This window comes from Actinomyces sp. 594, assembly GCF_019325145.1.
Lineage (GTDB): Bacteria > Actinomycetota > Actinomycetes > Actinomycetales > Actinomycetaceae > Actinomyces.
The window spans coordinates 107,506-120,727 of record NZ_PIZC01000034.1 but is presented as its reverse complement, the minus strand read 5'-3'; the positions used below and the strand labels follow the sequence as shown (position 1 = coordinate 120,727).

The following is a 13,222-nucleotide window of genomic DNA, read 5'->3' as shown; positions in this document are numbered from 1 at the left end:
CCGCAGTCACTTTCGCCCGGTATTGCACCACTGGCCGCTACCTCGGGCAAACTCGCGCCCGACCCGGCCAACCGTTTTTATGACAATCAACTGTGAGCTTGCTGTGCGCTCGCAGGCGGCGGCGTGCATCTGCTTGGATCAGACGGTGACCAGAACCGTGACCCCAGCAGCCGACCGCCTGGAGGACCTGCCCGACCCCCTGGCGCCCCTGCTTCCCTCCGCCGCGGACGCAGACCGCCCGTGGCTGGTCTGGTACGCACCCGGCGAGCGGGTGGAGCTGACCGGGCACGTGCTGAGCATGTGGCAGTGCAAGATCGCCAACCTGCTCACCACCGAGGCCCACACCGACGACCCCGCGGCAGGGCTGCTGGTGCACCTGGACCTGGGGGTGCACTGGCGAGCACTGACCTGGTGCGGCGGCGCGTGGCTCGTCGGCGGCGCGGTGGCCTTCACCGAGCCGGCCGCGCACGCCGACTCATGCCCCTCCCCGGGCGGAGTACTCCGCCCAACGGACGTATCGGTCGCATTCGAGCCGGCAGGCCTGAGTGCCGACGCGCAGGTGCAGGTACTGGTGCCGCGCGAGCCGCTGGCCACGCGCTGGCCCGGGACCCTGCCGCCACTCGTACTGGATGGCGTCGCCGACGTCATGCCCCACGCCGACTCCTTCCCCGCGCACGCGGTCGGCGGGGACACCACCGCGATGGTGCACTACCCGGCGCAGGCGCCGGGCACTGCCGTCGAGGTGTCGCGCGACGCGCTTGTCGCAGACCTGACCCCGCCCCTGCTGGTTACGCCCGGCGGGACGGGTGCGGGCGGTGCCGGCCGCGCGGGCGGGGAGGACCGGACACACGCTGCGCTCCTCGGCGGGAACGGCCGAACGGGTGGGGGCGCCCGCGCGGGTACGCGCGCCGTCCTGGTGCGCGCCGGAGCCGCCCAGGAGGCGGTGCGCGGGGTGCTTGCGGCGTGGCAGGCCGGCCTGACCGCCGTGCTCATCTCCCCCGACGCCGATGAGGCGCTAGTCCGGGACGCCGCCCGGCAGGAGGGCGCCGAGGCGGGCAAGCCGCGACGGTAGCCCGAAGGCGGTAGGCCGGGCGTGCAGCTGCGGACACCAGGACGTCCTCGTCCCGGCGCACCCGGCCACCTGCCGGGGCCTACGGCACATCGGCCTGGACGACAGTCCCCTCTCCTTCAACCGCAAGGGTGCGCTCGTCGGCGCCGATGAACAGCGCCTGCCCGCGGGTCAGCCGAGCCTGCCCGGCGGGGGTCGTGATCGTAGTCTCGCCGTCGGTGGCCAGCACGATTCGGGGCCCGCGACCGGGCACCTGCACCCGCCCGTCCGGCGGCACCACCGTGGTCACCAGCAGCTCGAAGTCATCCACCGGCACGTAGTAGGCGCGTGTGGCGCGAGACAGGTACTCGGGGGCGGGCCGCACAGGGGGCGCCGCGACATAGTCCACGCAGGCCAGCATCTCCGGCACATCCACGTGCTTGGTGGTCAGCCCGGCGCGCAGCACGTTGTCCGAGGAGGCCATGACCTCGATACCCATGCCGGTCACGTAGGCGTGCACCGAGCCGGCGGGCACGAACAGGGCCTCGCCCGGCCGCAGCGTGACCGGGTTGAGCAGCAGGGCCGCAGCCACGCCCGGGTCGCCGGGGAAGGAGCGCCACATGCTGATGACGTTGGAGTCCACGCGCCTTGAGGGAGATGCGCCTGCGGTCAACCGGGTATCGATCTCCGCGACGAGCTCGGCGATGTCGGCCTCCCCCGGGCGCGTGCCGGCGGAAACCAGGTCCGTGAACACCTGGCGAATTCCGAAGCGGGTCGGATTCAGCCGCAGGGTGCGACGCATACGCCGTGCCAGGGGCGAGTGCAGGTCGGCGAGCACCTCCGCCGCCCGCCGCGGCGCCCGGAAGCCGGCGACCGCCTCGAAGTGCGTAAGCGCCAGCACTATCTCCGGCTTGTGGTTGGTGTCCTTGTAGTTGCGTACGGGACTGCCCAGGGGGACCCCGGCCTCGTTCTCCAGCTCATAGCCCTCCACCGCCTGCTCCAGCGAGGGATGCACCTGCAAGGAGAGCACCCGGGCGGGGGCGATCAGCTTGAGCAGGAAGGGCAGCTTGGGACCGAAGCGCCGCACCACGTCCTGGCCCAGCAGGCGCTCCGGATCGGAGTCGATCAGCGCCGCCAGGGTGCGCTCCCCCGCGCGCGTGGTTCCGGCCGGGTGCGCGCCGAACCACTGCTCGGCCCACGGCTTCCCGTCCGCCTCGACGCCGAGGAACTCGGGGATGGCCTCGGGCGAGCCCCAGTCGTAGCGCTGCCGCGCGCCGTCAAGACGTTCCATGGGCGCCAACGGTAGCCGACGAGTCGGCCCCGCAGCGGCGCGCCGGGCGGATTCGCGTAAACCCGTCCGGCTCATTTGCGGCGAAGAGGGCCGCGGATGAGCCAGACTGTGCCCATGCGAGGCATCATCCTGGCCGGCGGATCCGGCACGCGACTGAACCCGATCACCCTGGGCACCTCCAAGCAGCTGGTGCCGGTGTACGACAAGCCGATGATCTACTACCCGCTGAGCACGCTGATGCTCGCCGGCATCCAGGACGTGCTGGTCATCACCACCCCGCACGACGCCCCCAGCTTCCACCGGCTGCTGGGAGACGGCTCCCAGCTGGGTGTGAACCTGTCCTACACGGTGCAGGAGGTCCCCAACGGCCTGGCGCAGGCCTTCGTGCTGGGTGCGGACTTCATCGGCGACCAGCCGGCCGCCCTGGTGCTGGGCGACAACATCTTCTACGGCCCGGGCATGGGCACGCGCCTGCGCCGCCACACCACCCCGGACGGCGGCGTCGTGTACGCCTACCAGGTGGCCGACCCGAGCGCCTACGGCGTGGTGGAGTTCGACGCGGACTTCAAGGCCGTGTCCATCGAGGAGAAGCCCGCCCGCCCCAAGTCCGACTACGCCGTGCCCGGGCTGTACTTCTATGACAATGACGTGGTGGAGATCGCCAGGAACCTCCAGCCCTCCGCGCGCGGCGAGTACGAGATCACCGACATCAACCGCACCTACCTGGAGGCCGGGAGGCTCACCGTGGAGGTCCTCCCCCGCGGCACGGCCTGGCTGGACACCGGCACCTTCGACTCCCTGGCCGACGCCACCGGCTTTGTACGCACCGTCCAGCACCGGCAGGGCCTGAATATCGGCTGCCCGGAGGAGGTGGCCTGGCGCATGGGCTTCATTGACGACGACGGCCTGCGCGAGCGCGCCGAGCCGCTGGTCAAGTCCGGCTACGGCCAGTACCTGCTCGGCCTGCTCGAGCGCGGGCGCAGATGACACTGCCGACGCCGGCGGCGCGAGCCGCGAGCGCCGCGTCCCCGTCCGGCGCCCACCATGATCCGTATCCCGCGAACACTCATCCCCACGAGCATTGGAGACTCATGACTGACAGCACCGACACGCCCGCCGCCGGCACCAACGGCGTGGAGACGGCCAAGCCGCTCGGCGTCCAGACCACCCCGATCCCCGGCTTCCTGCGCATCGACCTGACCGTGCACGGGGACAACCGCGGCTGGTTCAAGGAGAACTGGCAGCGGGAGAAGATGACCGCCCTGGGCCTGCCGGACTTCGGGCCGGTGCAGAACAACATCTCCTTCAACGATGAGGTCGGGGTGACCCGCGGCATCCACGCCGAGCCGTGGGACAAGTTCGTTTCGGTGGCCACCGGGCGGGTATTCGGCGCCTGGGTGGACCTGCGCGAGGGGCCGTCCTTCGGCACCGTGTACACCACCGAGATCGACCCCTCGGTGGCGGTGTTCGTTCCAAAGGGCGTGGGCAACGCCTACCAGACGCTGGAGCCGAACACGGCCTACACCTACCTGGTGAACGACCACTGGTCTCCCGACGCCCAGTACACCTTCCTGAACCTGGCCGATGAGACCGTCGCCGTGCCCTGGCCGATCCCGCTGGAGCAGGCCATCCAGTCGGACAAGGACCGCGGCCACCCGCGCCTGGCCGACGTCGTCCCCTTCCCCGCGGACGACGCCGCCGACGCCGGCGGCACGGCAGCCTCCGCGCCGGGCCGACGCGTGCTGGTGACCGGGTGCAAGGGGCAGCTCGGGCGCGAGCTCATGAGGCAGCTGCCCGAGGCCGGGTACGCCCCGACCGGCGTGGACCTGCCGGAGGTGGACATCTCCGACGCCGACGCCATGGCCGCCTGGGACTGGTCTGCTTATGACGTCATCATCAATGCTGCCGCCTGGACGAACGTCGACGGCGCCGAGACCCCCGAGGGACGGCGCCTGTCCTGGCGGGCCAACGCCACCGGCCCGGCCAACCTGGCCCGCGAGGCGGCCCGCCACAGCCTGACCCTGGTGCACATCTCCAGCGAGTACACCTTCGACGGCGAGCTAGAGCCGCACACCGAGGCCGAGGCCCCCAGCCCGCTGGGCGTGTACGGCCAGTCGAAGGCGGGCGGCGATGCCGCCGTCGAGGCCACCCCCAGGCACTACCTGGTGCGCACCTCCTGGGTGGTTGGCGACGGCAAGAACTTCGCCAAGACCATGGCCTCCCTGGCCGCCCGCGGCATCGCCCCGAAGGTGGTGGACGACCAGACCGGCCGCCTCACCTTCACCACGGACCTCGCGGCCGGCATCATCCACCTGCTGCGCACCGGCGCCGAGTTCGGCACCTACAACCTGTCCGGCGAGGGTCCCGTGGTGTCCTGGTGCGACGTCGCCAAGCGCGTGTTCGAGCTGGTGGGTCACAGCGCCGAGGAGGTCACGCCGGTTTCCACCGCCGAGTACTACGCGGGGCAGGAGGGCATCGCCCCCCGGCCCCTGCGCAGCGCCCTGGACCTGAGCAAGATCGAGGCGGCCGGATTCACCCCCGCGAACTCCATGGAGCGCCTGGACGCCTACGTGCCCACCATCGAGCTGTGAGGCAGGTGTACCGCGGGGCGCCCGCGCCGCTCGGCTGACGGGCCCCGCGGCTGCGCCATCGGAACTACTCGGCGCCGCTCAGCGCCGCGGCTCCTCCCGGCCTGCCAATTCGGACCACCGCGATCGTCCACGCCACGAGCGCCGCGCCCAGCAGCACGATCGCGGGTCCGGGCCAGGCCGGGAATCCCCCTGCCGGGGCAGCGGCGCCCTGTTGCGCCTGCTGCCACCACCAGGGCACGAAGAACACGGCCCACAGGGCGAACCAGGCGCCGGTGGCGATTCCGGCCAGCCGCCGTGAGCAGGTCAGGCCGCCCGCCATCAGCACCGCCAGCGTCAGCAACGCCGGCAGCAGGTAGCGCGGGTGAAGGCCACCGCCGCCAGCCGAGTACTTCAACTGCATCGCCACGATGAGCACGGCCTCAAGGCCGAGCACCCCGGCCACCGCCAGGTCCGCGCCGGTAGCGCGCCGACGCACCAGCGCGACCACGCCCGCGGCAAGCCCGCATGCGGCGGGCACCGCGATCAGTACGAGACCCACCCCTCCCAGGGCGGGCACGGGCACGAACAGTGACAGCAGTCGCTGCCAGGTTTCCGGCCGCACGGCGAGCTCGGAAACCGGGACCTGGTGGGTGTTGAAGTGCTCGGCCGCCCACTCGGGGTGCCCGCCGGTGATCGTCCCGGTCAGGCGCAGGTTGCGCAGGTAGAACCAGCCCGCGGACAGCGCCACCAGCACGCCCACACCGGCACCGTTGAGCAACGCGGTCCACCGGCCCCAGCGGTCGCGTCCCGCCCCGCGCACCATTCCCTCCAGGACGATCGCGAGCATGCACACGGCTACCACTACCATCAGCGACAGGCGGGTGAGCAGCGCGGCGCAGCCGAGCACGGCAAGCAGGAGCCAGCGGCGCCGCGTGGGGCCCTGGCGGATGAACTGGCAGGTCAGCGCGAGGCAGGCGGCCATCAGCAGGGTGGCCAGGGTGTCGTTGTACACGGCCCCCGATACCCCGAGCATCGAGCAGCACAGCGCGGCGATCAGCATCGTGGTGGGGGCAAGTAGCCGATTGCGCGGGAAGGCGACCTGCGCGGCATAGCCGATCACGGCAACGGCGGCGGCCCCGAGCAGCACGTTGAGCGCCCTGGCGGCCAGGCCCGCGGCCAGCACGCCTGCCCAGTCCGTCAACCCGCCTGCGAGGGGGGCCATGATCAGGTAGAAGAGCGGCGGGTGCTGGGAGACGGACTGCACGGACAGGGGTGTCCTGGGGCCAGACCCCGGAATCACCGGCCCGGTGAAGAAGTCGGGCCATTGGCCGTGCCAGAGCTGAAAGGCGTAGTCGAGGTGGTTGACCTCGTCAGCGCTGCCGAACAGGGGGATCAGCAGCGCGCGGCCCGCCGCGCACAGTACGAAGCCAACGAGCACCGCGCGCCCCGCGCCGGAGATCGCCCGGCTTCGCGGCCGCCGCCGTGCCCCGTACCGGTGGTCGTTGGGATCGGCGGGAGTTCGGTCCGGGGATGGCGCGCTTCTCACCGGGTCACAATAGACCGGCTCCTGCGGTGCGGGCGCTTTGGTCGGCACGCTCGCCTGCGTGGCCGCACACCTTAGTTGCCCCGGTCACGCAGACGTGAGCCCGGCTCCGCCGCTGTGCGCAACGAGTCTGAACCCAAGTCCGCCTTTGGGGCGCGACACGCGGCGGCTGCGGGGCCGCGTCCGCTAGCCTGCCTGCATGCGTATTTCCGTAATTGGTTGTGGGTACCTGGGCGCTGTGCACGCGGCTTCGATGGCCGAGCTGGGGCACACCGTGGTAGGTGTTGACGTCGATGCCCGCAAGGTGGAACTGCTGTCCCAGGGCAAGGCTCCCTTCTTCGAGCCCGGATTCGAGGAGATCCTGAGCCGCAACGTGCAGTCCGGCCGCCTGACCTTCACCACCGACTACGCGGCGATCGCCGGCGCACAGGTGCACTTCATTGGCGTGGGCACGCCCCAGTCGGAGAGCGGCGCTGCCGACCTGACCTACGTAGACGCCGCGGTTGAGGGCATGCTTCCCCACCTGGGCCGGTGCACCGACGGCGTCGAGGTGGTAGCCGGCAAGTCGACTGTCCCGGTCGGCACCGCCGCCCGCCTGGCCGAGCAGGTCGCTCCCACCGGGGTGAGCCTGGTTTGGAACCCGGAGTTCCTGCGGGAGGGTTTCGCGGTCAAGGACACGCTGGACCCTGACCGCATGGTCTACGGCCTGCCCGCGGACGAGCAGTCCGCCGCGGCCGCGCAGGCTGTCCTAGATGAGCTGTACCGCCCCATCATCGACGCCGGCACGCCCCGGCTGGTGATGGACTACCAGACGGCGGAGCTGGTGAAGATCTCCGCCAACGCCTTCCTCGCCACCAAGATCTCCTTCATCAACGCCATGGCACAGATCTGCGACGCCGCCGGCGCCGACGTGACCGCGCTGGCCGGCGCCATCGGCCTGGACGACCGCATCGGCAAGCGCTTCCTGCGCGCCGGCATCGGCTTCGGCGGGGGCTGCCTGCCCAAGGACATCCGCGCCTTCCAGGCGCGCGCCGCGGAGCTGGGGGTGGGCGACTCGCTCGGCTTCCTCGCCGAGGTGGACAAGCTCAACGACGCTGTACGTCACTCCGTGGTGGATACCGCCCGCCGCCTACTCGGCGAGGACCTGGCCGGGAAGCGGGTGGCGGTGCTCGGGGCCGCCTTCAAGCCCGACAGCGACGATATGCGCAACTCCCCCGCGCTCGACCTGGCGCAGGAGTTCACCGAGCTGTCCGCCTCCGTGGTGGTCACGGACCCCGCGGCCGGCCCCATCCTGGCCGCCCGGGAGGGCCTGCCCTACCAGATCGCCGGCAGTATCGAGGAGGCTCTGACTGGCGCTGACCTGGTGGTGCTGGGAACCGAGTGGAAGCAGTTCACCACCCTTGATCCTGCGAAGGCCGCCGAGCTGGTGGCCCGCCGCATCGTTATCGACGGCCGTAACGCACTGCCGCGCGAGGACTGGAAGGCTGCGGGATTCACCTACGCGGGTATCGGACGGCGCTGAGCCGCCCGCTTCACAACGACGCCACCGTCCAGCTGACCGGGTTGATTCCATCGCTGGACGGTAGTAGGACGGTGGCGCCGTCGGGCGACAGCGCCGGGCGCGAGTAGCCCGCCGCCTCGCCCAGCCGGATCAGCCCGGTACCGTCCCATGCGACTGCATACATGCCGGTCTCCTCTCCGTTGGAGCCGGAGCCCCAGGCGAAGCGGGCGGTGCCCGCCGAGCCGATGATGATCGCGGACGGCGTGTGCAGCCAGGTCTGCGGCGCCTTCTGGTCGGAGTTCCACAGGCCGATGTAGGTTCCCGCCTCCGCGGTTGCTGAGGACACGGCAACGGCTCGGTGGTTCCCGGCGGCCCAAACGCCCGTGACTTGCCACGATGAGTCCGCAGAGCTGATCGACATTACCTCCTGGGCGGTGCCGGTCGCCTGCTCCCACTGGGCGAGTGTGGTGAGCGCGCCCTGCGCGTCGGGCTGCGCGAACAGGACGCCGCCGTCAACGGCTGCCGGCAGGTCGCCGGTGGCGACGACGGTGTGGTCCCCTGCGCCGTCCAGTGCGAAGCGAAGTACCTGCCGCTCCCAGGCCTCGCCGACCGCGACGGCGGAGGCCCAGTACACGCTCGTGCCGTCAGTGGTGGGGACGACTTCAAACGGACCAGTGGGCGTCTGGGTGGTTCCGTTCAGCTCCTGCGCGGAGCCGATGAGCTCCGCCTCCTGGCCTCCCGTGCGCCGGTAGGCCCACAGCTGCCAGTTGTCGATCACCGATGAGGCCTCAGACTCGACGTCTACCGTGGCGGCCCGCCACACGATCCAGTCGTCGGTGGCGGAGCCGTCCTGCGGCTCGAAGTACTCCTCCGGATCCACGATGGCGGGAGGCGCGGGCGTGAGGCGCTCGGGACCCGCGGGGGTCAGGACGGCGGCGGCGTAGGACATGAGTGCATTCGGGTTGGCGCTGACCGACCCGAAGACCTCCGCCCCGGACAGCGGTAGGACGCCGATCTCGGAGTAGTCGCCGCCGAAACTCCACTCGGTGGACAGCACCGCAGCCTGTGCCGTCTGCGCTACCTCTATCGGGGTGGCGGTGACCGGTTGGCCGACCAGGGAGAACGGCAGGGTGGAGCCCTGGTCCGTGGCGGTGGCCGCAGCAGTGGTTGCAGCCGGCGGCGCGGGGGCAGCCGCCCCGGTTGTGGCCGTCGTGGCCGGAGTCCGACTGCACCCGGCGAGGAGCAGCCCGCAGGACATGCCTGCGGCGGTAAGCAGCCTGCGCCTACTGAATACCCGCATCATTTATGCTGACCTGCCTCATGTCTCAGGGAGTGAAGATTCCGATGTGCTGGCGGCCGTCGTTGACGTACTCGTACTGGAGGAAGTTACGGGTAAACGTTGACAGCGACGGATACCAGAACTTCTGCGAGGCGCCGCCCCAGAGCGTGGCGCCGGGGTCCGCGAACTGCACCGCATCGGTCTTGGTGTTGTAGCCGGTTACCACCATGATGTGGGAGAACGTGGAGTTGCTGTGGCCGTTGAAGTGCGGCCCGCCGCGGCGCTCCTGCTCGTCAACAGCCACCGGGTACCCCTTGGAGAACGACTGCTTGACCTTGGTCTGCACGACCGCCGGAGTCGGCGTGTGAATAGTGGAGTAGACCGCCTTGCCCAGCCACGCATTCATACCCTGCTGGAACTTGCGGTCATGGAATGAGGTGTACCCGTAGCGCCGCGTCGCCATCGCGGTGGCAACATTCTCGATGCTCAGTGACGCGCCCGTGGCCTTAGACCTTCCTGCATTCTTGTACCGCAGGATCATGTAGCCGGAGGTCGGCCCGCAGAAGAAGTTGTTCGGCTGCCCCGCCCAGGCAACATCGAAGGTAAATACCGTCTGCGCCGGCTTGACCTCCGGTGGACGGCGCAGGCCGAAGGTGTCCCGGCCATCACCGTTCCAGTCGCCCACCAGCACCAGGTCAGTCGCCCGCCCGTAGGAGACCATCTGGTCCGCGTTGCCGCCCGTGAGCGAGTTCTTCACATGGAACACATTGCCGCGCCGCACGGCGAAGGTGTCCTTCTTGTTGCGGTTCCAGTCGCCGGCGTACACCTCGTCACCTGCGCGCCCGTAGGAGAAGACGACGTCCGCGGCACCGCTCTTGATCGTGTTGGACACGTAGTAGTCCTTACCGCGGCGCACGGCCAGGGTGTCCTTGCCGTCCCCGTTCCAGTCACCGACGATCACCTGGTCCGTGGCGCGCCCGTAGGTGATCTGCGTATCGGCGACGCCACCGCGAAGGCAGTTGAGGATGAAGTACTGGTTTCCGCGGCGCACGGCCAGGGTGTCCCTGCCGTCCCCGTTCCAGTCACCGACGATCACCTGGTCCGTGGCGCGCCCGAATATGATGACGACGTCGGCGGCGCCACCGGCGAGCCGGTTGGAGAAGAAATAGTAATTACCGCGCCGTACGGCCAGGGTGTCCTTGCCGTCGCCATTCCAGTCGCCGGTTAGCGCCATGTCATTATTGCGCCCGTATGTGAAGACCGTGGTCGCCTTCGACGTGAACGTGTTGGCAAAGTAATAGGTGCTGCCAAGGTTCTTCTCGGTGCCGCGAGCGTTCGCGGCACCGGCGGCCACACCGCTGGGCAGGGGGCAGGCGGCCCCCGAGGTACCCGCCTGCTTCAGCGCTCCTGCATCCGCATCGTCCTTGGCCGCGGCGGCCGGGTCAAGCGGCACAAGACCGTCGGTGCTTGAGGCGGTGGGTGCGGCGGAGGGCGGTGCTGGTGACTCATCCCCGCCGCCAGGGGCCGTGGCGGCTTGGGACGGCGTCGGGGCACTGCCCGCCTCGGTGGGCAGTGCCGTTGCGGTTGCGGTCGCGGAGGGCGTCGGTGTCGCCTCCGCAGTGGGGTCGGCGACCGCCATTGGTGATACCAGAGCGAGTGAGGCGAGAAGGGACAGCGCGACGGCGCGCGGAGCCCGTGGTGCATGACGCCGCATGGGTGAGGAATCCTGTCTGGGAGGAACGGGGAATATCTCCGCCAGGCTACCGCACAGCTTTCACACAGCGTGCTTCATTGTCGCATCAACGATAACAACACGGATGCACGCACGCCCCGCACCAGGTATCGCCGCTAGGCGCACGCGTGGAAGCACGCGGCCTGTGCCGCGGGCAACGTAACCGGAGGGGCCTCAGCCCATGCCGGCGCTCAGCACCAGACCGCGTCCCTTAGGGCCAGCAGGAAGGTTCTTCCGAATCGCGTGGTCGGCTCCAGCACGGCGCTCTCCGCCCACTCGTTCCAGGCGTTGATGAACACCACGCGGTGCTCCGGCTCCCGGGACATCACCGAGTCGATCAGGCCTACCACCCAACGGCGGAAGGTGTAGGGGTTCGAGCCGTACCAGGTGTCCGCCGTCCACTGGCGGCGCGCGGTGTTGTCGAATGCGACCATGGCCCCCGGGTACTCGCTGTCATCCAGCGTGCCGGACATCGCCAGGGAGGCCTTGACGGTCTCCTGGTAGCTCATGAAGTTCCCGCGCCAGCGCGAGTCGAGGCCGACCTCTGTGGCCGGGCCCGCCACCCAGGGCAGGTTGTGCGGGGGGAACTGGAGCGTGCCGTCGATGCCCGTGTCGGCACCCAGCGCCTGGATGCCGTCGAACTCCTCGGCTACCGCGACGGCGAGCACGTACAGCTCACCGACGCCCGCCTCGCGCGCCTTCTCGCGCCAGGTCGCGACCACCTCCGGGAAGTTCTTCATCTGTGCCGGGCGGTAGACCGCCAGGACGGCCTTGCCGTCTATGCGCATGTAGCGCGGGTCGAGGAGGAACTCCATGACGTCGTCGATGAAGGCCTCGGCCGGGACCTTCGTATAGTCCTGGCCGACCAGGATGTCCGCGGCCCTGCCGTCCCAGCGACGGGTCCAGTTCTCGTTGGCCCACATGATGCAGTAGGGCTGATCGAGATCGGAGGCGTGCAGCCGCTCGATCGGGACGTTCAGCAGTCTCTCGCCGGAGAACCAGTAGTAGTAGTACATGAAGCCGGCGATGCCGTGCTCGCGCGCCAGCACGGCCTGCTTGCGCCGGACCTCGTCATTGGCGAGGTCGTAGAAACCGAGCTCGGTTGGCAGCTTCGGCTGGTAGTGCCCCCGGTATCCCGGGATCGCGGCAGTCACATTCGACCACTCGGTGAATCCCTGCCCCCACCAGCGGTTGTTCTGCGGCGAGTCATGGAACTGCGGCAGGTAGAAGGGGATCACCTGGGCCCGGGCGTAGCGGTCCGCTCCCCGTTCGAAGCGCGTATAGGCATCAGCCGCGCCCGCCTCCTGCCTGCCGAGTTCGGCCACCTCGGCCATTCGCAGGCCCGCCTCCTCGGTCAGGATGCCCAGCAGGCGCTCGACGGCGTGCGCCGTGGTGGCGTCGACCTGCCCGTTCTCCTCGTCGAAGTCTGCGTGCTGCAGGTTCAGGGCGCGCAGCCCCTGCAGTGCGAAGCCGCGGATCCAGTACATGGAACCGGATGCGAAGCGCAGCGTGTCCGGATCATCAAGCGACATCTCCAGTCGGCGCAGCAGCTGCTCGACGATGTGCTGGTCCCCGCCCCAGAACTCGGGGCCGACCACGCAGTCGTCGGCGGTGACCAGACCTAGGGAGGAGTCCGAGGCGAACGCGTTGAGAATCTCCTTCACCCGCTGGTCGGAGCCAAGCAGGTCGCCCAGCAGCTGGTCCTTCCACCCGGCGCCGTCGCCGGCGAGCTCCGCGTGCTGCTCGCGCCAGGGGCTTCGCTTCGTGTGCACCTTCAGCACAATGTCGTAGGGGTCGAGCAGGCCGGCGTTGACCAGCTGCACGGTTGGGAAGATGTCCCGCCCGTGGTTGGCGACCTCTACGACGCTGGCGTGACCTAGGCGCGGCAGCTGCTCCCGAGGAACGGTCAGCTCCTGGCCGGAGGCATTGGTTATGAACAGGTCGAAGTCGACCGGTATCGCCCGTAGGCGGTCGAACAGCTCGTCCATGAGCTCGGGGTAGAAGCAGTGGATCACCACGGCGATCCGGGCCGGATCGTCGTTGCGCAAGGAGTCGTCCACGCGCCAGTGGTCCGGGAAGCCTGAGTTCTGGCGCCCGCCCAGGCGGGAGACGTACTCGTTGAAGTCGGCGCAGTGCTTGCTCTGATAGCCGTGGATGCTGCCGCTGACGACCAGGTTCGCGACCGCGTTGCGCCCCCTGGCGGCGAAGTAGCTGGCTCGGCGCACGAGCCCGGTCTTGGTGACTTTAGTCATCACAGG

At 69.7% G+C, this 13,222-nt stretch carries 9 protein-coding genes; 4 read left to right on the top strand and 5 right to left on the bottom strand.

Annotated features, from left to right (window positions below):
* Positions 1 to 145: 145 nt before the first annotated feature.
* On the top strand, positions 146 to 1,072 hold the full coding sequence (locus GZ998_RS04990; protein WP_308807165.1) for a TIGR03089 family protein: 927 nt from the start codon (positions 146 to 148) through the stop codon (positions 1,070 to 1,072).
* A gap of 79 nt (positions 1,073 to 1,151) precedes the next feature.
* Here GZ998_RS04990 and manA read toward each other — a convergent pair whose 3' ends face one another.
* The gene (gene manA, locus GZ998_RS04985) at positions 1,152 to 2,339 is read right to left on the bottom strand and encodes a mannose-6-phosphate isomerase, class I (protein WP_219109211.1); all 1,188 of its coding nucleotides are present in this window, start codon (positions 2,337 to 2,339) and stop codon (positions 1,152 to 1,154) included.
* 114 nt (positions 2,340 to 2,453) lie between these two features.
* On the opposite strand from manA, the gene rfbA reads away from it, so the two are divergent.
* Both rfbA and GZ998_RS04975 read left to right on the top strand, forming a co-directional pair.
* Positions 2,454 to 3,326: a glucose-1-phosphate thymidylyltransferase RfbA gene (gene rfbA, locus GZ998_RS04980; RefSeq protein ID WP_162678459.1), complete on the top strand. Its 873-nt coding sequence runs from the start codon at positions 2,454 to 2,456 to the stop codon at positions 3,324 to 3,326.
* A 104-nt stretch (positions 3,327 to 3,430) separates the two neighbouring features.
* The gene (locus GZ998_RS04975) at positions 3,431 to 4,930 is read left to right on the top strand and encodes a bifunctional dTDP-4-dehydrorhamnose 3,5-epimerase family protein/NAD(P)-dependent oxidoreductase (protein WP_162678460.1); all 1,500 of its coding nucleotides are present in this window, start codon (positions 3,431 to 3,433) and stop codon (positions 4,928 to 4,930) included.
* Positions 4,931 to 4,994: 64 nt separating this feature from the next.
* Here GZ998_RS04975 and GZ998_RS04970 read toward each other — a convergent pair whose 3' ends face one another.
* Positions 4,995 to 6,455, bottom strand: a complete 1,461-nt coding sequence (locus GZ998_RS04970; protein ID WP_219109210.1) for a hypothetical protein — start codon at positions 6,453 to 6,455, stop codon at positions 4,995 to 4,997.
* Between the two features lie 196 nt (positions 6,456 to 6,651).
* Between GZ998_RS04970 and GZ998_RS04965 the strand changes: the two genes are divergently transcribed.
* Positions 6,652 to 7,974 carry a UDP-glucose/GDP-mannose dehydrogenase family protein gene (locus GZ998_RS04965; RefSeq protein WP_161924574.1) on the top strand — a complete coding sequence of 441 codons (1,323 nt, stop codon included), beginning with the start codon at positions 6,652 to 6,654 and terminating at the stop codon, positions 7,972 to 7,974.
* Positions 7,975 to 7,984: 10 nt separating this feature from the next.
* Here GZ998_RS04965 and GZ998_RS04960 read toward each other — a convergent pair whose 3' ends face one another.
* The 3 genes from GZ998_RS04960 to GZ998_RS04950 all read right to left on the bottom strand — a co-directional run bounded on the left by GZ998_RS04960 (position 7,985) and on the right by GZ998_RS04950 (position 13,216).
* A complete protein-coding gene (locus GZ998_RS04960; protein ID WP_219109209.1) occupies positions 7,985 to 9,256 on the bottom strand; it encodes a hypothetical protein in 1,272 nt (423 codons plus the stop codon).
* A gap of 22 nt (positions 9,257 to 9,278) precedes the next feature.
* Positions 9,279 to 10,871, bottom strand: coding sequence for a C39 family peptidase (locus tag GZ998_RS04955; protein WP_257505153.1), 1,593 nt, complete (start codon positions 10,869 to 10,871; stop codon positions 9,279 to 9,281).
* A gap of 284 nt (positions 10,872 to 11,155) precedes the next feature.
* Complete coding sequence (locus GZ998_RS04950; protein WP_219109207.1) at positions 11,156 to 13,216, bottom strand: glycoside hydrolase family 99-like domain-containing protein; 2,061 nt, start codon at positions 13,214 to 13,216, stop codon at positions 11,156 to 11,158.
* Positions 13,217 to 13,222 lie beyond the last annotated feature (6 nt).